This is a genomic window from Photobacterium minamisatsumaniensis (assembly GCF_050336695.1).
Classification (GTDB): Bacteria; Pseudomonadota; Gammaproteobacteria; order Enterobacterales; family Vibrionaceae; genus Photobacterium; species Photobacterium minamisatsumaniensis.
In genome coordinates, this window is the sequence record NZ_JAKJSI010000049.1 from 13,001 (window position 1) to 34,537 (window position 21,537).

19 protein-coding genes are annotated in these 21,537 nt (G+C 43.4%); 11 read left to right on the plus strand and 8 right to left on the minus strand.

Annotated elements, in window-relative coordinates:
* Positions 1-84: 84 nt before the first annotated feature.
* From L4D78_RS23270 to L4D78_RS23305, 8 genes are all read right to left on the minus strand, one after another.
* Positions 85-585 carry a YgjV family protein gene (locus L4D78_RS23270; RefSeq protein WP_428469140.1) on the minus strand — a complete coding sequence of 167 codons (501 nt, stop codon included), beginning with the start codon at positions 583-585 and terminating at the stop codon, positions 85-87.
* Positions 573-1,253 carry a hypothetical protein gene (locus L4D78_RS23275; protein ID WP_428469141.1) on the minus strand — a complete coding sequence of 227 codons (681 nt, stop codon included), beginning with the start codon at positions 1,251-1,253 and terminating at the stop codon, positions 573-575. Before L4D78_RS23275 ends, L4D78_RS23270 begins: the two co-directional genes overlap by 13 nt.
* Positions 1,254-1,336: 83 nt before the next feature.
* On the minus strand, positions 1,337-1,963 hold the full coding sequence (locus tag L4D78_RS23280) for a bifunctional 4-hydroxy-2-oxoglutarate aldolase/2-dehydro-3-deoxy-phosphogluconate aldolase (protein ID WP_428469142.1): 627 nt from the start codon (positions 1,961-1,963) through the stop codon (positions 1,337-1,339).
* Positions 1,964-2,015: 52 nt separating this feature from the next.
* A complete protein-coding gene (locus tag L4D78_RS23285; protein ID WP_428469143.1) occupies positions 2,016-2,960 on the minus strand; it encodes a sugar kinase in 945 nt (314 codons plus the stop codon).
* A complete protein-coding gene (gene uxaC, locus L4D78_RS23290) occupies positions 2,957-4,381 on the minus strand; it encodes a glucuronate isomerase (protein ID WP_428469144.1) in 1,425 nt (474 codons plus the stop codon). Before uxaC ends, L4D78_RS23285 begins: the two co-directional genes overlap by 4 nt.
* A gap of 65 nt (positions 4,382-4,446) precedes the next feature.
* Positions 4,447-5,910: a fructuronate reductase gene (locus L4D78_RS23295; protein ID WP_428469145.1), complete on the minus strand. Its 1,464-nt coding sequence runs from the start codon at positions 5,908-5,910 to the stop codon at positions 4,447-4,449.
* 74 nt (positions 5,911-5,984) lie between these two features.
* A complete protein-coding gene (locus tag L4D78_RS23300) occupies positions 5,985-7,286 on the minus strand; it encodes a TRAP transporter large permease (RefSeq protein WP_428469146.1) in 1,302 nt (433 codons plus the stop codon).
* Positions 7,287-7,306: 20 nt separating this feature from the next.
* On the minus strand, positions 7,307-7,819 hold the full coding sequence (locus L4D78_RS23305; RefSeq protein ID WP_428469147.1) for a TRAP transporter small permease: 513 nt from the start codon (positions 7,817-7,819) through the stop codon (positions 7,307-7,309).
* Positions 7,820-8,120: 301 nt separating this feature from the next.
* On the opposite strand from L4D78_RS23305, the gene L4D78_RS23310 reads away from it, so the two are divergent.
* From L4D78_RS23310 to L4D78_RS23360, 11 genes are all read left to right on the plus strand, one after another.
* A complete protein-coding gene (locus tag L4D78_RS23310; RefSeq protein ID WP_428458850.1) occupies positions 8,121-9,104 on the plus strand; it encodes a TRAP transporter substrate-binding protein in 984 nt (327 codons plus the stop codon).
* Between the two features lie 105 nt (positions 9,105-9,209).
* Entirely contained in the window at positions 9,210-9,995 is a 786-nt protein-coding gene (locus tag L4D78_RS23315) for an FCD domain-containing protein (RefSeq protein ID WP_428469148.1), read from the plus strand.
* 145 nt (positions 9,996-10,140) lie between these two features.
* A complete protein-coding gene (gene uxuA / locus L4D78_RS23320) occupies positions 10,141-11,325 on the plus strand; it encodes a mannonate dehydratase (RefSeq protein WP_428469149.1) in 1,185 nt (394 codons plus the stop codon).
* Positions 11,326-11,475: 150 nt separating this feature from the next.
* Positions 11,476-13,218 carry a methyl-accepting chemotaxis protein gene (locus tag L4D78_RS23325; RefSeq protein ID WP_428469150.1) on the plus strand — a complete coding sequence of 581 codons (1,743 nt, stop codon included), beginning with the start codon at positions 11,476-11,478 and terminating at the stop codon, positions 13,216-13,218.
* 139 nt (positions 13,219-13,357) lie between these two features.
* Positions 13,358-14,827: an ATP-binding cassette domain-containing protein gene (locus L4D78_RS23330; protein WP_428469151.1), complete on the plus strand. Its 1,470-nt coding sequence runs from the start codon at positions 13,358-13,360 to the stop codon at positions 14,825-14,827.
* A gap of 466 nt (positions 14,828-15,293) precedes the next feature.
* Complete coding sequence (locus tag L4D78_RS23335) at positions 15,294-17,720, plus strand: DMSO/selenate family reductase complex A subunit (protein ID WP_428469152.1); 2,427 nt, start codon at positions 15,294-15,296, stop codon at positions 17,718-17,720.
* Positions 17,721-17,732: 12 nt separating this feature from the next.
* Positions 17,733-18,359: a DMSO/selenate family reductase complex B subunit gene (locus L4D78_RS23340; RefSeq protein WP_428469153.1), complete on the plus strand. Its 627-nt coding sequence runs from the start codon at positions 17,733-17,735 to the stop codon at positions 18,357-18,359.
* Positions 18,356-19,201, plus strand: a complete 846-nt coding sequence (locus L4D78_RS23345) for a dimethyl sulfoxide reductase anchor subunit family protein (protein WP_428469154.1) — start codon at positions 18,356-18,358, stop codon at positions 19,199-19,201. The genes L4D78_RS23340 and L4D78_RS23345 overlap by 4 nt, the downstream gene beginning before the upstream one ends.
* Before the next feature lie 76 nt (positions 19,202-19,277).
* On the plus strand, positions 19,278-19,931 hold the full coding sequence (locus L4D78_RS23350) for a TorD/DmsD family molecular chaperone (protein ID WP_428458841.1): 654 nt from the start codon (positions 19,278-19,280) through the stop codon (positions 19,929-19,931).
* 17 nt (positions 19,932-19,948) lie between these two features.
* Positions 19,949-20,521 carry a 4Fe-4S binding protein gene (locus tag L4D78_RS23355; protein ID WP_428458840.1) on the plus strand — a complete coding sequence of 191 codons (573 nt, stop codon included), beginning with the start codon at positions 19,949-19,951 and terminating at the stop codon, positions 20,519-20,521.
* A 354-nt stretch (positions 20,522-20,875) separates the two neighbouring features.
* Positions 20,876-21,529 (plus strand): recombinase family protein, encoded by a 654-nt coding sequence (locus L4D78_RS23360; protein WP_428458839.1) that lies wholly within the window; start codon positions 20,876-20,878, stop codon positions 21,527-21,529.
* Positions 21,530-21,537 lie beyond the last annotated feature (8 nt).

A 21,537-nucleotide genomic window follows, 5' to 3' on the forward strand; every position in this document is an offset into this window, starting at 1 on the left:
CTCGGAAGTTTGGTTATATTCAATTTTACTTCTTTAAATGAAAACTGTGCTAATGCAAACACCAAGCAACTGCTTGGTGTTTTTTTATGCTACTTTTTCTTTTTTAATCATGTTGGAAATTGTATAAAGGTTTACCATTATAAAAGTTGATTCCATCATGGTTCCTCCTATCGACCCTAACAGTATGTTATTTGTTAGCCAACAAAATGAATTAAATAAAATTAAATAGCGTAATTTTAACCCATCAGACTTAAATAACCCCCACGTTGCTACTGACGCACCAAAGATAGTTAAAATCTCATAGTAGTGCTGAATATTGGGTAACCCCATAACCCAAAGCAAACCAATGAAGAACCACATTACATAGCTAGACTGTGTTTTGGTGGATGCATAGCTGCGTAATGCACTAATACCACAACCAAATGCTGCAGTAACAGCGCCCATCAATATAAAGTGACTACATAGTATGATTTGGAAAACGGTCAGGTGAAGGCGGAATTTATTCCCGTCCTGATGCAAGAAGGCACTGGCACCAACCATAAAAGCAATAATGCCAACGGTTTGAGCAAAGTCTAATTCAGGCATGGGGTTACTTCTTTACCTAGTGCCGCATCAACGTCTGCCGCAATTTGTTGTAGGCATAATTTAGGACTCGTGAGTACGTTACTATTGGCGGGGTGAATGAACGTCATTGCCGGTGCCATTGATGCTTGCGCTAGCACGACAATATCGGTACATGAGTCTTGATGATTTATGTAATTTGCAATCCCTTTAACATAACGTTCTGTGTCACCAGCAGAATAATAAGCCCATACATCAGGGATCACTTGCGTTGTAATACTTGGCTCTTTGTTTTTTTGTGATGCGCAAGCTGTAAGTAATTCAAGGGTTGGCTCTAATGTACTTGCTAAAGCCGCGAGTACTAAAATACGGTCATGCGTAATTGCTTTATTAGTCATTGGGCGGTCTACGCGAATGACCTTTGCTGAAACATTGGGGGTACTTTCAGCAAGATCGCCAATGGTTGAACAGGTACAGATAATGTAGTCGGCACCCGCTTTGTCGATATCGACAATAGCCTGATGAACGGCATTTGACACATTTCGTGTTAGGCCGTTTTTCATTGCTTGTTGAAGAAGCGGCTCATTGACATTATGTGTAACCGTGACGTTTTTATCCCCAAGGTATTGCGTAATATAGGGTTTAAACAGGGCAATATTGGCTTCTAGTGTGTATAGGAAGGCAATTTTCATGTTTCTAATGCTCCATGCTAGTTTTATTCGGGGTAAAAGAAAGGCTTCCATATGTGGAAGCCTTTATGATGAAAAGTGTTGTTTTATTTTACAAGATCAGCGGCTTCACGTGCTAGACGACCAATTTCATCCCAACGACCTTCGTTGATCATTTTTCTGTCTACCATCCATGTACCACCACATGCGTAAACACGGTCAATAGCGAGGTAGTCTTTAACGTTTTTAGTGTTAACGCCACCTGTAGGCATGAGTTGAATATCGGTATATGGCGCAAGAAGTGATTTCAACATATTAATACCGCCAGACGCTTCTGCTGGGAAGAACTTCAATGTGGTTAAGCCAAGCTCTAATGCTGCTTCAATTGCACTTGGGTTATTAACACCCGGTACGATATCAATGCCAATTTCCTGACAGGCTTTAACGGTCGTTGGATTAAGGCCTGGGGATACAACAAATGTTGCGCCGGCTTCTTTTGCTGCAATAGCTTGCTCGCGGTTAAGGACGGTACCTGCACCAATTAGCATGTCTGGTTGAGCATCGCGAAGTAGGCGAATAGCTTCTGCCGCAGCATCTGATCGGAACGTGATTTCAGCGGCTGGCAGGCCATTTTCAGACAAGGCTTTGCCTAGTGGAATAATGTCTTCAGCACGGTCGATAGCAATAACTGGGATAATTTTAATTTCAGCCAATTGTTGTGCAATGGTAGTCATTGTATTACTTCCTTTCCTATGAATTTATTTTCTACGATGGTTCGCGCTAGTGTTACTTGGAGAGATTAAAGTCCATCTCTGCTGTCGCGCTACTTGGGATAATCGCACCTTTATGCTGGATCACCGTACCTGCGAGCTTGTGGCCTTGTAGTGCGGCTTCTCGTGGTGTTTTATCAGTCAGGTAACCCGATAAGAAACCCGCATTAAATGAGTCGCCAGCAGAGGTTGTATCAACAACGGTTTCTACTGGGGTCGTGGCAATCAGCTCAGGCGTACCTGCACTGAAGTCGTTATACAGGCAACCTTTTGGTCCTAATTTCAGTACCGCTTGTTTCACTCCCGCCTGCTGTAAACGATCGAACGTGGCTTGTGTTGAGATGTCTCCCCACAAAGCTTCTTCATCGTCATCAGTGACGAGTGCTAGATCGGTAAAGGATAATATTTGTGTGTAGCACTCACGTGCCTCATCAGCACTTTCCCATAATGCAGGGCGATAGTTGGAATCGAAAGCAACCTCTACGCCATTGTTAGCCAGTTGGCCAAGCAACGAGACTAACTGCTGACGATCTTCCGCAGGTAAAATCGCTAAGCTGATGCCACTGACGTAAACCATATCCACGGTCTTTAAATGGCTYTCCACTTTTTCAAAATCAGGATGACGAACAAGGTAGCGTGCCGCTGACTGGTTACGCCAGTACAGGAATGTTCGCTCCCCCTGCTCATCTAATTGAATGAGATACAAACCCGGTTGACGTGATTCATCGCGCAGTACGTGATCAGTATTGATACCTTCCTGTTGCCAGCGCTGTAGCATACCGTCACTGATTGCATCACAGCCAAGCGCTGAGATGTAATCAATATTCACCGATTTACCCGCTGTACGGGCCATGTACACAGCAGTATTGAGAGAATCGCCACCATAGGTTTGGTGCATGGCGCCAAACGGGGCGCCATTAAGCTCAATCATGCATTCGCCGATGATGGCTATACGTTTCATGCTTGCTCTCCAGGTAGACGGAAGTAAGATTTTGCGTTATTAAAGCAAATATCTTTAATCATCTGACCCAGTAAGTTCATATCATTTGGTGCTTCGCCATTCTCAACCCATTGGCCGATCATGTTACATAGAATACGACGGAAGTATTCGTGGCGAGTGTAGGACAGGAAGCTGCGTGAATCGGTTAGCATACCGACAAACTGGCTCAGTAAGCCCAATTGAGACAACTGCTGCATTTGGCGTTCCATGCCATCTTTTTGGTCATTGAACCACCAACCTGAGCCGAACTGAACCTTACCGGCGATACCGCCACCTTGGAAGTTACCAATCATGGTTGCCATCATTTCGTTATCACGTGGGTTTAGGCAATATAAGATAGTTTTTGGTAGTTCGTCAGTCAGATCCATCGCATTAAGCAAAGACGCTAGCTCAAGGGCAAACGGGCGGTCAGCCATTGAATCAAAGCCTGCATCAGCACCTAATAGTTTGAACATGCGTGTGCTGTTGTTTCGTTGCGCTCCAAGGTGAAGCTGCATCACCCAACCACGTTTCGCATATTGTTGACCAAGCCAAACTTGAACAGCGGTGGTGAATTGGTCGACTTGTTTTTCTTCTAATGATTCGCCATTTAAGCGGCGAGTCAGCATGTTATCAAGATCAGCTTCTGATGGAATTGCCGCATAGCGGAGAATTTCAATACCATGGTCAGCGGCACGGCAACCGTGAGCGGCGAAGTGGTCAAGGCGACGGTCAAGTGCCGTTAATAAATCAGAGAAACGGCTAATATTGATATCAGCGACTTCACCCAGTAGCTGCATGTATTCCGCAAAACCATCAAGCTCTACTTTATAGGCACGGTCTGGACGCCAGCTTGGTGCAACTTCTACATCGAAGCTTTCGTCTTCAGCAATGGCTTTATGGTGCTCTAGCGTGTGGATAGGATCATCCGTTGTACCTGCCATCACCACGTTCATTTGCTTCATAATACCGCGAGCTGAAAATTCAGGGGTAGCAAGCATTTCATTACATTCGTGCCAAATGCCTTCAGCTGTTTCAGGCCCAAACAGTTTGCCCGTAATACCAAATGGACGACGAAGCTCAAGGTGGCTCCAGTGGTAAAGTGGGTTACCAATGGTTTGTGGAACTGTTTTTGCCCACGCCATGTATTTGTCAAAATCAGAGCTATCTTTACCTGTGATTAGTGATTCCTGAATACCTGCAGAGCGCATACCACGCCATTTGTAGTGATCGCCTTCTAACCAAATTTGGCCAAGATTATCAAAGCGGCGATCTTCAGCGACTTCTTGTGGATTTAGGTGACAGTGATAATCATAAATCGGCATGTCTTTCGCGAATTCATGATATAGGCGGCGAGCTGTCTCATTAGATAGAAGAAAGTCATCACAAAGGAAATTTTTCATATCGGTCTCCGAAGAAAAGCGCTATTCCTAATCGTATTTATGGCAGGAATAGCGCTGAAAGGTGATTAAAGAGAAGCTACAGCAGCGCGAGCGCCTTTGGTGATGATTAACTGGTATGCTTTAGTGACTTCAGTAACGAATGCTTCGTTCTGAATTAAGTCGGTACCAAAAATTGCTTCGATACTCAAAATGGCTGTCACGACAGAGGTGTTAATACCGTGTTCGGCGTAGATAGCTTTGAATTGTTCAGCCATAGGGTCACGAACATCAATTGGGTTTGTTTTCTCGTCAACAGCACTGATGTATGTCATCCAGCCCGCAATACCCATTGCTAGCCATTTGTAGTCTGTACCATTCGCTAAATGGTGACGCAGTGAACCACCCATACGCTGAGGGATTTTTTGGCTACCATCCATAGCGATCTGCCATGTTTGATGCTTCAAGCTTGGGTTGGTAAATCGTTCGATCAGTAGTTTAGCGTAGCCTTCTAAGTCAGTACCTTCAGGCATGGTCAGAGTTGGGGCTTGTGCTTTCATCATCATGTCGAAAGCGGCTTTGCGGTAGCTTTCGTTAGTCATGGTATCTGAAATATGTTGGTAGCCGCCAAGGTAGCCAAGGTAAGCAAGGAATGAGTGGCTACCGTTTAGCATGCGCAGCTTCATTTCTTCAAATGGAACGACGTCAGCAACAAACTCGGCACCGGCAACATCCCACTCTGGACGACCGTTCACGAAGTTATCCTCAATTACCCATTGACGGAATGGTTCACAAGCGATACCACAAGGATCTGCAACGCCAACCAGCTCGGTAATTTCTGTTAATGTTTCCGCTGTCGCTGCTGGAACGATACGGTCAACCATGGTGCAAGGGAAGGTTACATTTGCTTCAATCCAACCTGCTAGTTCTTGATCAACAAGGCTTGCGAAGTCTAAAACAGCAGCACGCGCAACATGACCATTTTCTTGAACGTTATCACAAGACATGACAGTAAATGGCTTCAGGTTCAATTCGCGGCGAATACGCAACGCTTCAACAATGTAGCCGATTGCAGACTTTGGCTCACGAGGGTTTTCGAGGTCAGCTTTGATCAGGCCATTATTTTTGTCTAGGCGACCTGTTGCCGGATCTGCACAGTAGCCTTTTTCTGTAATGGTCATTGAAACAATGGCAACTTGCTCCTCTGCCATTTTGGCGAGTACCGCTTGTTGGCCATCGAAGTTCGGGTGCAATGATTCAGTGACTGAGCCAATCATTTTGACCGTTGTAGAGTCTGCGCCTTTTTCTGCCACTGTGTACAAGTGGTCTTGTTCACGTAGCTGAGTAATAAGGTCTTCACCGCCAAACAGGTTAACTTCACAAATACCCCAATCACTACCTGTTTTTTCTAACATTTCGTTGGTGAACAACGCCTGGTGTGCTCGGTGAAAAGCACCAAAGCCAAGATGAACGATACGACTTTTTAGTGCAGAGCGATCGAAATTAGGGCGAATAACCTGAGTATTAACGTTTGTGTTTGCAATATTATCCATTGTCTTGTCCTTGATTCCGCCAGCGATGCTGGCGGAATATTTAATGTGGGTGTTGAAGTGCTTTTATTCTTTGATTAGTAACCCAGTACTAAACCAGGAAGGAATAGGCTTAGTTGAGGAATAAAGGTTACAGCCATTAGCGCGATAATCAGCGCGGCATAGAATGGCAACAGAGGTTTGATGATCTTATCGATAGACACTTTTGCTACCGAACAACCTATAAACAATGCGCTACCTACAGGCGGGGTACAAATACCAATTGCTAGGTTAAAGGTCATCATGATACCGAAGTGAACTGGGTCAATACCTAGGTCCAATGCAATCGGTAGGAAGATTGGTGTAAAGATAAGAACCGCTGGTGTCATATCCATGAAGATACCTACAATCAACAGAATTAAGTTGATGATCAATAGGACAACCAATGGGTTCTCAGATACAGCGAGCAATGCGTCAGCAATCATGTAAGGAATATCGGCGTTGGCCATTGCCCACGACATACCCATTGAAGCACCGACTAGTAGCAGTACGATAGAGGTTGTTACTGCTGATTCTAGGATGATTTTCGGTAAATCACGGAACTTCACTTCACGATAAATCAAAACTGCGAGTATGAAGGTGTACACCACGGCAATGGCAGAGGCTTCTGTCGCCGTGAAGATACCACCGATGATACCACCCATGATAATAACGATAAGCATCAACGAAGGTATTGCTTTAAGTAACGTATCCCAAACTTCTGCCAATGATGGCTTTGGTGCAACTGGATAACCACGGCGCTTAGCAATAAAGCCAGCAACGCACATTAAGCTAAGGCCCATAATGAGACCAGGGATGTAGCCTGCTAAGAACAGGGCTGCAATCGATGTACCGCCAGATACCAACGAGAATACAATTAATGTATTACTTGGTGGAATAAGCAAGCCTGTTGGGCACGAAGTAATGTTAACAGCTGCTGAGAAGTGTTCGTCATAGCCGTCTTTCTTCTGTAGTGGTGCCATGGTGCCACCAACCGCTGCTGCAGAAGCAACCGCAGAACCAGAAATAGAACCAAACATCATGTTTGCCATCACGTTTACGTGCGCCAGCGAACCTGGTAGTCGGCCACCGAGTACTTTAGCAAAGTTAATTAGGCGAATAGCGATACCGCCTTGGTTCATGATGTTACCCGCTAAAATAAAGAACGGGATAGCTAATAGTGCAAAGTTATCAAGACCTGCTGCCATACGCTGCGCGACAACCGCAATCGCTGGTTCAAGCGGTAAGCTCATCATGATTGTTGCAAGCGACGATAAACCGATAGCGAAAGAAACAGGGATCCCGAAAGTAAGGAGAACTGCAAAGCTACCAAAAAGTGTGAGAATGACTTGCCATTCCATAGTGGTAATCCTTTATTTAATTAATTCTGTTGAGTTTCAACGGCAGATGGTTGATTAGAAAACAATTGTTTGACTTTTTCGGAACCAAAAACGGCTGAATAGAAAATCATTAATGCGCCACTGATTGGCAAGCAGAAATAGATATAGCCCATTTCAAGCCCTAGCGCAGGTGTTACTTGCCCTGTTGATAGCGTTTTTAGTGCAAGGTTGGTTCCGCCATATACCAGAACAATGAAAGCAAAAGCGGCAATGGCAAATTGAATGAAAATCTCATTGATGAGTTTGCGCTTACCAGTGAGCTTCATTGTCAGGAGGTCGATAGCAAGGTGGCGTTTTTGGCCTGTTGTGTAGGCTGCACCAATTAAGGCAACCCACATAAAGAGATAGCGGGCAAGCTCATCTGTAATCGTGCTTGGTTTACCAATAACGTAGCGTGAAATTACTTGCCAAATAACGCAGAAAACCAAAAAAGAAGAAAGCGATACAGTAAACATCGCTAATCCTCTATTTATATAACCAACCAGTTTATTCATCTTCAGTTCCTTTCAATGGGGATGCATGCCTTAAGGTTTGGTTAACCAATGTAAGCGAGTGTTAATCACGTCTCTAAGTGGCATGCTCATTTCTGGCTGAGATTATAGGTAAGGGAGTAAGAAAGTCATGTGAAGGGCGTCACACTTAGCATTGGTTGACCAATTTTTGGGTGTTTATTGTGATTTGGGTCAACCAATTCAACTTTTTGTTTTGACGATTTTCTATTTTAACGACAATATGAGCCCCGTAACCAAGATTACCCTACACAAATGGATTACCAATCTTACGGAGATAACAATAATGATGACACGTAAAAATGTGTTAACAGCAGTAATTGGCGCAGCATTAACTTTCGGCGCAACTGCATCTGCTTATGCAACAACAACATTTAAATTAAGCCACAACCACCCACGTGACCATGCAGTACACCAAGCAATGGACGCGATGGCGAAAGAGGTTCGTTCATTAACTGACGGCGAAGTTCGAATCCGTATTTACCCAGATGCACAGTTAGGCACACAGCGTGAGTCTATGGAGTTGATGCAAAACGGTGCACTAGAAATGGTGAAAACGAACGCTGCTGAGCTTGAAGCTTTCGCACCAGCTTACGCTGCCTTTAACCTTCCGTACCTTTTCCGTGATAAATCACACTATTACAACGTTAAGGAAGGTGAAGTAGGTGAAGAGATTCTTGCTTCTTCACGTGACAGCGGCTTTGTTGGTGTAACTTACTATGATGCAGGTGCACGTAGCTTCTATACATCGAAGCCAATTAACACTCCTGAAGATCTGAAAGGCATGAAAATCCGTGTGCAACCAAGCCCATCTGCAATCGCGATGGTTAATGCACTTGGCGGAAGCGCAACACCACTTGCATACGGCGAGTTGTATACTGCACTTCAGCAAGGTGTTGTTGATGCAGCGGAAAATAACATTCCATCATTTAGCCTAAGCCGCCATGGTGAAGTTTCTAAATACTTCAGCCTTGACGAGCACACCATGGTTCCAGATGTATTGGTTATCTCGACTAAAGCGTACGATGGCCTTTCTGATGAGCACCGTGACGCGCTGAAAACTGCTGCTAACAACTCTATGGAACTGATGAAGAAGCTATGGGCTGAATCTGAAGCTGAAGAGCGTGCAAATGCAGAAAAACTGGGTGTTAAATTCATTACGCCTAATAAAGCTGCTTTCGTAGAAGCGGTACAGCCAATGTATGATGCACTAGAAACATCTAACCCTGAGCTAAACGAAATTGTTGAGCGCATCCAAGCGGTTCAATAATGCTTAAAAAGCAAATTAAATATACATAAATACAGAGTGTTGCCACACTTTCATATAAAGAGGTTGACCAATTTTATTTGGTCATTATGATGGCGTAATAGTGCAATGGAAAATAGTGACAATATCATCATGATGCCTTTTGAACCGAAACGGCCCTATCAAGAGTTAGGGCTAGTACTAAGACAAGAGTTAATAGACGGTCATTACCAAATAGGCGATCGTTTACCACCTGAGCGTGACATTGCAGAAAGGCTTGATGTTAGTCGTACGGTTGTACGTGAAGCGATTATCATGCTTGAGCTGGAAAACCTTGTTGAGGTAAAGAAAGGCTCTGGGGTATATGTTTTAAATATACCTAGTCATTCTAACAGCCGCGAGAATGTGATTAGCGATGATGCCGGGCCATTTGAAATGCTGCAAGCAAGGCAGTTGCTGGAAAGCAATATTGCTGAGTTTGCCGCGATTCAAGTAACACCGAGCGATGTCGTAAAAATGCGTGCCGCACTTGAATTGGAACGAAACGAGATTGCAAGTGGTTCTGTAAATTGTACGGGTGATGAGCAGTTTCACCTGTGTATTGCAGAAGCAACGCAAAATTCAGTGCTGGTAGACATGCTCAAGCATTCTTGGGAGCGACGTGAGCAAAGCCCTATGTGGAAAAAGCTTCATACTCATATTAATGATATGGCTTACCGCGAAGAGTGGCTTGAAGATCACGCTAAGATCCTTGCTGCAATGCAGCGTAAAGATCCTATCGCTGCTAAAAACGCCATGTGGCAACACCTTGAAAATGTAAAGCAACGATTATTAGAACTTTCTGATATTGATGACCCGAATTTTGATGGTTATTTATTTAGCTCTAATCCGGTTGTTCTCCTTAGTGGTGAATAAACATCAATAACTATTAATGGTGCAGGCCAATTGTTATTGGCCTCTATTTCTGACAGTTAATTCTTAACTGTTATTTTAAAGTCAAAAAGTACTTAACTTGAAAGTGTTCAAGCGGGTTAAGTATGTCTGTAAAAAGGTGATTGTCATGGAACAAACCTGGCGCTGGTATGGCCCTAATGATCCTGTTTCCCTTGATGATATTCGTCAGGCTGGTGCAACAGGTATAGTAAACGCATTACACCATATCCCTAATGGTGAAGTGTGGACTAAAGAAGAAATTCTTAAGCGTAAAGAAATTATTGAAGCGAAAGGATTAACTTGGTCTGTTGTTGAAAGTGTGCCTGTACACGAAGAAATTAAAACGCAAACAGGTAACTACCAAGAATGGATTGATAATTACAAGCAAACATTACGTAACCTTGCTGAATGTGGCATTGATACGGTTTGTTATAACTTTATGCCTGTTTTAGATTGGACACGTACCGATTTAGAATTTGAAATGGCAGATGGTTCAAAAGCACTGCGTTTTGATCAGATTGCTTTTGCCGCATTTGAATTACATATTCTTAAGCGCCCTGGTGCTGAAAACGATTATTCAGCAGAAGAGCAAACTCAAGCTCAGGACTATTTTAATAATATGTCTGAAGCTGATATTGCTAAATTAACGGGCAATATTATTGCTGGTCTTCCTGGCGCGGAAGAAGGTTATACACTGGAAGAATTTCAAGCTCAGCTTGACCGCTATGCGGGTATTAGCAAAGACGATCTTCGCCAGCACATGGCACATTTCTTAAAAGAGTTAATGCCAATTTGTGATGCGAACGGCTTAAAAATGGCGGTTCACCCAGATGATCCACCACGTCCAATTCTTGGTTTACCACGTATTGTGTCAACCATTGAAGATATTGATTGGCTGACTAAAGAAGTACCAAGCCAGATGAATGGTATCACAATGTGTACCGGCTCTTACGGTGTACGTGGTGACAATGATTTGGTTAACATGATCAAACAGCATGGTGATCGTATCTACTTCACGCATTTGCGTTCGACACAACGTGAAGAGAACCAAATGAGCTTCCACGAAGCTGCTCACCTTGATGGTGACGTTGATATGTACAATGTTGTAATGGCTATTTTGGAAGAAGAGCAGCGTCGTGATGAAAAAGGCGATATGCGCTTAATCCCAATGCGTCCTGATCATGGCCATCAGATGCTTGATGATCTAAAGAAAAAAACCAACCCAGGTTATTCAGCCATTGGCCGCTTAAAAGGTCTTGCTGAAGTTCGTGGCTTGGAAATGGCGTTGAAACGCGCATTCTTTAAAAAATAAATAGCAAAACTCTCCTTAATTAAAGGCTCAATTCTTTGAGCCTTTTTTGTTTTTGTCGATCTGAACTATATTTATTTAACCGCTATACCTGTAATGTATACGGCTATTCTAATAAAAATATAAAAACCATTCTGTTAACAGGGAATAAAGATGGCCAGCAAAATATCCTTTAAGATAAAGATCCTATCCATTTTAATACTAATATTAATAACAACGGTATTAACGTCATTTTTTAGTGTTAATTACTATGTAAGCCGTTATATTTTTGACAGTGATGCGAAAAATATAAATGCACAAATAAGTTTGGTTAATGATAAGTTAGTAGAAGATTTTAATAACAATGTACTACTAGCAGAAAATTTATCACTGAGTTTGACGGGTCTACCTGAAATAAAACAACGCAGTGGATTTTATTCAGTAACCAAGGTTATCTCAGATATTGTCGTTAGCGATGAAGGTCGTATTGACGATGATAAATTAGCACAGCAGCGTATTTCTCAAATTTCAGCGGCAAGCGGTGTCGAAATAAGTAATGTGTTTTTTGAAAACGATACACCACTGATTAGTATCACGATACCAAGAGGTAACAATAGTGGTGATATTTTCTATGTTGATTTAAGAAACATTCAGCAGTTATTAGCACAGTCAGCGGTTGAAGGTAGCTACATGGAGCTACGCGATCCGCAAGGGACGCTAATTTTCTCAAACCGTATTGAGGGTGATCTGATCCCATATACGAACTCATTAAGCATTGGTGGTAAGGAGTGGCAGTTAACTGGTTATATCGATAGAGGGTTTATCCAGAAAAATACTAATGCATTAAGTCAAAATATTACCTTTGCTCTGTTACTTGTTTCTATGATCATAATCCCACTGAGTATTGTGATCATTAACAGCATCTTTAAGCACCTGAGTTCGCTTCGTAATATTATTGTTGGTTTGTCGAGCGGGGATGCTGATTTAACGCGCCGTCTTGATGTGTATAGCAACGATGATTTAGGCAAAATTGCGATAGGCATTAATAGTTTTATAGCAAACCTTCAACGGATGATGCAGGACGTTGCACAATCAAACAACGAGATACAGAAAGAAGTGGTTGAGCTTAAAACCAAAGCAGAGTCGAATAAATCACTGCTTAACCGTCATACCCAAGAAACAGAAAAAGTGGTAACCGCAATCAATGAGATGAGTGCGACAGCTGATTCTGTTGCGCAAAGTGGTATTCAAGCCTCTGAGTTTACCCAGCAAACGAATATCGAAGCGGAAAAATCAAAAGAAGTGGTTCGTGTTGCTTCACTCAGTGTTAATGCTTTGGCTGAAGAGGTCGATGGCATGTCATCCTCAATCCAAACAATGAGTGATGATTTTGAAAAAATTGATGGTGTACTTCATGTCATTGGTGAAATAGCCGCTCAAACTAATTTACTCGCCCTAAATGCAGCTATTGAAGCGGCAAGAGCTGGGGAGCAAGGGCGTGGCTTTGCCGTGGTCGCTGATGAGGTACGTGCGTTGGCAGCGAGAACTCAGCAAAGTACCTCTGAAATTGATGCTATGTTGGCTGACTTACGTAAGGCTACATCTGTTGTTGTACAGTCAATGGAAACCACAAAAGGCAGTTGCAGCCAAACCGTCGAGCACACAGCAAATGTGATGGGTTCATTAGATGTTATGACGGGATCTATTCGCCAGATTAACGACTTGACCGCTCAAATCGCAGAATCAGCCAAAGAGCAGAGTGTCGTTACGGAAGATGTGAATCAGAACATGATAGCCATCCATGACATGATCCGTGAGCTAAACAATAATGCAGAAGATACCGTTGCAAGCAGCGAGAAACTTGCTGTGACCAATAGCCAGCTTAATGGCATGGTGGGGAGCTTTAAAATCAACTAAGTGCAGTTAATAACCTAACTAAACAGTTAGGTACGATGGAATATTAAGCCCTATGTTAGCTATGTCTATCATAGGGCTTATTAGTCTGTATTATTTGATATCGGTAAAAGAATTTATTTAGAGCAAGGAATGCGACTCCATGACAATCAGTTTTACTCAACTTACTTATAAAAACCAAGCAACAGCATTTTTGATTCCACAGTGGCAACTATTGCCTAACCAGCATTGGGCTATCTTTTCTAGTCATGGCCAAGCAGGTTCAATATTGGTTGAACTCATGGTTGGCGATATTATTGCCGACGGGGGATCTGTTTCGGGGTTACCTGACAATATTGGTGTTGTTTCATTAGCTCATCAGCAAGCTTTGCTTGAGTTAGAAATCGATAATGATGACACTGATTTTCTCGACCGCATTGATGCGGGGACAAGTGTTGAGCAACTCGTGCGAGAGTGTTGCATTAATGTCGATGACCTTGAGTTGGTATTAGCACAAACGGATTTATTGGCTTTGCGTCATCAAGGTTTTCGTCTGTTATCAACGGGTGAAACGCGTCGGTTGATGTTAGCGAGAGCTTTGGTGGCGAAGCCGCAGATGCTAATACTGGATGACCCGTATTCAGGGTTAGATATTAAACATCAACAGGATCTGTCTGAGTTACTTGATGAACTGTCTGATTCAGTGCAATTACTGATTGTGACTTCACGAGAGGACGAGTTACCCGATTGTATTAGCCATATCGCACTATTTGATGGTGGTAATCTTTCCCAAACAATGACTTACGATGAATGGCTACAACACCCTGTACTGCAGCAACTAAAAGCCCAATCGGCTGAACGCAGTGAGGAAGTACTTACATTAATTCGTAAAAAACGTCATCAAGCGGCTATGCCAGATCCGTTAGTGGAGTTAACAAATGGCAAGGTAGAGTACATAGATAAACTGATTTTTCAGAATGTGAATTGGCGAGTTAATAACGGCGAGCACTGGCAGGTTAGAGGCCCAAATGGTTGCGGCAAAAGTACCTTACTGGGTTTGATTTTTGGTGATCACCCACAGTGTTATAGTAATGATATTTCTATATTCGGTATGCAGCGTGGTAGCGGTGAAACCGTGTGGGACATAAAACAGCATATTGGCATGGTGTCATCGGCTTTACATTTGCAATACCGGGTATCGTGCAGTGCTCTTGATGTCGTACTTTCTGGCTTTTACGATTCGATTGGTCTGTACCAACAGCCGAGCCAAAATGAGATCAACCAAGCGAAAGAATGGTTAGCAATATTCCATATGTCTGACTTGGCATCGGTTTCATTTCGTCAACTTGAATATGGTCAACAGCGGCTACTGCTTATTGCCCGTGCCTTAATTAAACAGCCTTTGTTGTTGATTTTAGATGAGCCGTACCAAGGCTTAGATTTCCTCAGTCGTCGATTGGTGTATAACGCGTTAGAAATGGTCGCAAAGGAAAACTTAAGCCAATTGCTCTATGTATCACATCATCAGGAAGATGCTTTACCAAGTATTACCAACTTTGTTGAGTTTGTACCGCAGGGGCGGGGGGAAGACAGTAATCATAAATCTTTTACAGTTAAAATTATTAAAGGCTAACTGATGCTTCTATGAAGCCTAAATATTGAGTTTAGGCTTTTACCATGCTTATTATATGTTGAGTTGAATGTGTAAATTATAGGCGCTGCGCGATTTATTTAATTATATATATCTTTATTAAAGATTATTAACAGCAAGTTAATGGTGATTTCATTTCTTAATTGGGAATTAATGCCAATAGAAAATAAGATATAAAACAATCACTTACATTGTGGTTCGGTTGTTGTTATTGTTGTTGTTTAAATATTGATTTTTCACGGTTAATTTTTACTCTTAAAATAAGTTAAGCTTTATGTAATTTATTAACACATAACTTCTTAATTTGATTCCGATCATTAATCTTCAGCGATTACTACTTTAGTATCATCAATAAATAATAGGTTTAAGAACTTACTCTGTTGTCTATCAACGCAAGGTTGATTGCATCTGTGTGAGTTTAACCCCTCACATTCATAATGGTCGCAATATGAAAAATTGGATAAATGAAGCAATTCTATCCCCGATAAAGCGTCGTACCTTCATTAAATGGAGTGCAGCTGTCGGTGGCGCTACGGTAGCTGTTGGATCGGGTCTTCCTCTAAAAGCTGTCGCTAAAACAGAGGAAGCCGCGAGTGAGACCAAAACCGTGTGGTCTGCATGCATGGTTAACTGTGGTAGTCGTTGTGCTTTAAGAGTGCATACCCAAGCTGGCGTGATCACGCAGATTGAAACCGATAACCGTGGTGACGATAGTGAATTTGGTCAACACCAAATCCGTGCATGCCTGCGTGGTCGTTCAATCAAGCACCGCGTCTATAACCCTGACCGTCTTAAATACCCAATGAAGCGTGTAGGTGAACGTGGTGAAGGCCGTTTCGAGCGTATCAGCTGGGACGAAGCACTTGATCTGATGGCAGATAAGTTGAAGTACACCATCAAAGAATACGGTAACGACTCCATTTTTGTTACCTATGGTTCAGGAACGCAGGGCTACCGTACTGACGGTAAAGGTTGTTTCACGCGACTATTTAATATGATGGGTGGTTTCCTCGAATATTACGGAAACTACAGCTGGGGACAAATCCAGTTTGCGCTGCCATTTACTTATGGTGATAAGAAGGCATCGGCATTCGGCTCTTATACTTCCGAAATCGAAAATGCTGAATTACTGGTGATGTTTGGTTACAACCCGGCAGAAACCCGTATGAGTGGCGGCGGCGAAATACATGAGCACATCGCTGCTCAGCGTAAGAGAAATGTTCGTACTATCATTATTGACCCACGATACACTGATACCATGCTGGGTAAAGAGGATGAGTGGTTAGCGATTCGTCCAGGTACCGATGCCGCTTTGGTTGAAGGTATTGCTCATGTGCTGATCACAGAGAACCTTGTCGATCAAGCATTCCTAGATAAGTACTGTCAGGGCTTTGATGAGAAAACATTGCCTGCAAGTGCGCCTGCAAATGGTCATTACAAAGCTCACATTCTGGGCCAAGGCGCTGATGGTATCGAAAAGACACCAAAGTGGGCGGCTGAAGTTACAGGTATTCCTGAGAAGAAGATCATTCAATTAGCGCGTGAAATTGGTACGGCAAAACCTTGTTTTATTACTCAAGGTTCAGGTATCCAGCGTCAGGCTAATGGTGAGCAAGCGTCTCGTGCCATTGTTATGCTGCCAATCCTAACAGGTAATATCGGCCTGCCGGGGACTAACACCGGTGATATGCCAGCGAACTATGGCTATCCTGCGCCAGTTATTCCTGTCGATCCAAACCCAGTAAAAGTAAAAGTGCCGTTCTTCAAGTGGAGTGATGCTATTTGGCGACACGAAGAAATGACAGACAAGACTGATGGTATTCAAGGTGGCGAGCGTTTGCGTACGCCTATCAAGTTCATCCTTTCATACTCTGGCAATATGTTGATGAACCAGCACTCAGACCTTAATCGTCACGCTGAAATCATCAAAGATGAGTCATTAGCAGAGTTTATTGTTGTGTGTGATAACCACATGACTGCTTCAGCTCGCTATGCAGATCTACTGTTGCCAGATGTCACCACAATTGAAAACAACGAAGTGAGCTCAGACGGCTACGCATCAGGTTCGATGGCCGGTCTATGGCCGTTGGTTCGTGCTATTGAGCCATTGTATGAAACACGCAGTGCCTACCAGATGTGTGCAGAGCTTTCTAAGCGCTTTGGCTTATATGAGCAATATACTGAAGGCCGTACTCGTGATGAGTGGCTGGAATACTTGTATGCAGAGCGAATGAAGCAAGATCCAAACATTCCTTCGCTGGAGCAACTTCGTAAAGAAGGCCCATACACAATTGTTGCGCCGAAAGAAGGCCGTATCGCTCTGGAAGAATTCCGTAATGATCCAGAAGCTAACCCTGTAGGCACACCATCTGGCCGTATTGAGATTTACTCAACCAAGCTAGAGACGATTGCCAAAGAGTGGGATCTAAAAGACGGTGATGTGATCACACCGCTGCCTAAGTACGTGACGACATGGGAAAGCCACTTGGATCCGAAGACCCAAGAATTTCCACTGCAACTATTTGGCTACCACACCAAAGGCCGTACCCACTCCACCTATCATAATATCCCGTGGCTACGTGAAGCGGTATTTGATGGCATCTGGATGAACCCAATGGATGCGGCGAAGCGTAACTTGAAGAGCGGTGACTTCGTTAAAGTATGGAATGACCGTGGTGAAATCCGTATCGCAATAAAAGTAACGCCTCGTATCATGCCGGGTGTAGCAGCCATGGGCCAAGGTGCATGGTATAGCCCAGACAAGAAAGGGGTTGACCAAGGCGGTTGTATCAACTCGCTAACGTCACCACGTGCGACCCCGTTATCAAAAGGTAACGCGCAGCACACCATTCTAGTTGAAGTAGCCAAGGCCTAAGGAGAAGCGTAAATGACTCAATATGGTTTCCACGTTGATACCAGTAAATGTACTGGCTGCAAAACGTGCCAAGTATCTTGTAAAGACAAAAGTGATCTACCGGTCGGCGTTAACTGGCGTCGTGTTTATGAATATGCTGGTGGTGATTGGGTAAAACATGAAGATGGCACATTCAGCAATGATGTGTTCGCTTATTACATGTCAATTAGCTGTAACCACTGTAGTAACCCTGCTTGTACTAAGGCATGTCCAACAGGCGCGATGCATAAGCGTAAAGAAGACGGCTTGGTTGTGGTTAACGAAGAGGTCTGTGTAGGCTGTCGTTACTGTGAAATGGCATGTCCTTACGGTGCACCACAGTACAACCCAGAAAAGAAAAACATGACTAAGTGTGACGGTTGCTACGAGCGAATCGGCACTGGTCAAAAGCCTGTTTGTATTGAATCTTGTCCGCTACGTGCACTAGATTTTGGTCCTATTAATGAATTACGCGAGAAATACGGCGTCCGTGCTGATATTGCTCCTCTACCTGATCCACGTTTAACGAGCCCTAACTTGATCATTAGCACTTGTTCGAGTAGCAAGCTAACGGGTGATAAGAAGGGTAGTATCCAGAACCCAACGGAGGTGGGTGCATGAGCCAGTTATCGTTAGTCTTCTTTACTGTGTTGGCACAAGGTGCCGTCGGTATGTTCATTGCGCTCGGCTTGGTTGAAATGTTATTTAAGCCAAACGAAAAAGTAATGACACGTAGTTTTATTGCTGTGTTCGTATTGCTGGGTGTTGGTGCTATCGCATCGGTCACTCACCTTGGTCATCCACTTCGCATGTTCAATGTGATGTTTGGTCTTGCTCATGGCAGTGCTCTTAGTCTTGAAATCGTTGGCTTAAGCCTATTTGGTGGCGCTGGTGCAGCGTACACAGGTATGCGATTGTTCAATATAAAGCCTGAAATTCGCCAACGTTTACTGCCTGTTGCAATGGTACTAGGTGTGGTATTCATTCTAGCCATTGCTAACGTTTATACGTTGGTGACAGTACCAACGTGGAATACACCATTTACTTCATTCCAGTTCTTAATGACGGCAGCCGTATTGGGGCCGATTGCGGCAGCAGTGATGCTACGTGTTCAGTCTACTGGCATGGGTGAACTGGGTGAAAAAGCAGATCGTACTCTAGCGGTTTCAGCATCTGTATTTGGGTTAGTAGCGTTAATGGGTTATGCCGCCTACTTGGTATGGCTTGGTCAGTTAGACCTTCACGTTAACCCATTCGAGGTTGTGGACTACTCGTTCCGTCTAGCAATGATGCGTGTTGGTTTGCTGCTGGCTGGTGTATTATTCTGGTTAGTGAGTGCAATGAAAGGTACGCACAGTGCCAAGCATATTACGATTGCGAGCTTTATGTTGGTACTCGTGTCTGAGTTTATGGGACGTGCTTTCTTCTATGATGTTTACATCAGTGCAAGTGCTGGTATGTAAAACACGTTGAGAACTATTTACTCTATTTGATTAAGCAAGGAAGGCTGATTATTCAGCCTTCTTTTTTGGAAGAAATATGACTGAGCAACAATTTCAAACATTAGCAGGCTTGTCGCTGGTAAGCCGATTCTTTTATCAGGCTTTTCATCAAGCACCAACCGCTGAGTTTGTTGATGCAATTTACCAAGAATCATTGATTGAGCAGTGGCCGTTAGATGCTGATAACGACTCGTTAGCGCAAGGGCTTGAATTACTGAAGCAACAACCAGATATTAAAAGCTTATCAGTGGATTTTCAGACTTTGTTCATTGGCCCTGATGCATTGAAGGCTGCGCCTTGGGCATCGGTATATTTGACCGAAGAGCAGACTATCTTTGGTCAGCCAACATTAGATATTAAAGCGTTCTATGCTCAATTCGGTATCGAAATTGACACGGGTGAACGTGAGCCAGAAGATCATATTGGTTTAATTTTCACTTTTCTTGCTCATCTTTCCGAGATGGCACTGCAGCAAGATCTTGATGAAGATAAGCCATCACCATTATTATGTGCACTGGAAAAGTTCCTAACTGAACATGTACTAACATGGGCACCACGAATGCTGCATATCATGCGTGATGAAGCTGAAACTGATTTTTATAAAGGAATTAGTTTTGCTGCTGAAGGCACGCTACGCCAGTTTGCTCAGTTAGTGAAGGCTGATTACCGTATCGTTCGTTTGCATCGCTAATGAAATAGGGCAAGGTTGTGGCAGAAAAAAGTGAAAAGTACTACAAAGCGGTATTAGAACATAAGCACGTTAGTCGGAGAGGTCTGTTCCGAGGCTTGTTCTCAGGTGTAAAGAAAACGCAGCAAGAAGCTGTGGTCGAATCATTTACTCGTAAAGTAGCTCGCCCTCCTCAAGCCGTTGACGAAGCATTACTTGATAAGTTTTGCGATGGCTGTGGCGAGTGTGAAAAAGCCTGCCCACAACAGGTGATCAGTATGATTGCTGGTAAGCCAGAGCTTCATCTTGACTGTAATTACTGCACTGATTGTGGAGAATGCCAAAAAGCTTGCCCAACAAAAGCCCTATCGAATAACGTTGCATCGACTGGCATGATCCCCACCTTTAGCGGCTCTTGTCGTCGCTTACTCCACGGTTATTGCGAGATGTGTGCAGAAGATTGCCCTAAACAGGCCATTGATCTAAGCGATAAACGACCCGCGGTACTGAAAGATAAATGTACCGGCTGTGGCCAATGTCGGATGTCATGCCCGATGGGAGCAATTAGCTTTGAACTTACTGCTATCCAGCCAATCCCCGTTAAACCCTTATAAACTCATTACTTTTCTAAAATTGGCCTGATAATAATCAGGCCAATTTTTTAGCTGATACCAAGCGATATAAGTACTTGATCAGTCTTACTGGTTAAAATCGTTGTTCTCTACGTTAGATATTTTGTTACTTTCCAACAGCCTACCTTAGTAATGCTCATGCTCTCATGCTCTCATGCTCTCATGCTCTCATGCTCCCATGCTCCCATGCTCTCATGCTCTCATGCTCTCATGCTCCCATGGTGAAATGATAATTATTTTCATTAAAATGGTTCATTTAGTGTTGAAATTTCATTTTGAACCTATATTATGGTCTATATATCTTAATGAGCCATTAGTGAGAATAGAGAGATAAGTATGTCCAGCACTTATGCTTATGTTCGCTTGTCACCCAAATACCAAGATTTCGAAGCACATGTTGCGGAGATCAAGGCGGCATACCCTTCTGCCCAGTTATTTCAAGAAACTGGTGTGAAAGGTTACGTACCTGTTGAAGAGCGACCTGTGTACCAAATTATGTATGAGCAGATGCAGGAAGGCGATACTTTGGTCGTTTGGTGGATAGGGGCACTTGGACGTGATTTCGAACGCTGTCGTGATGCGATAAATGGCATTCTCAATAAAGGCGTTTGCATTCAAACGATCAACCAAAACCTGTTATTTCGTCCTAACTGTGAAATGACAGGAATGATGATGAAATTACTTACCGGTTATGCAGAAGCTGATAGTCGTCATCGGTTAGCAGCTGCTAAATTTGGCCGCGAGGCATTACGTGATGATCCCGATGAATGGAAACAAAAGTTTCGAGGGCGTAGAGCAAATAAAGAATTACATCGCTTGATTGCTTCATTGTTGCTCGAAGGTAAAACCTTACAAGAAGCGGCAGAAGGCGCACAAACGAGCGTGTCTACGGTGAAACGTGTAAAAGCTAAATTGTCTGAAATGGGTGAGGCCGGAGAGTTACGTCGTCGGCATAAGCATCATCAGGCTGATGGCGATGAAAATAAATAGAAGAGATT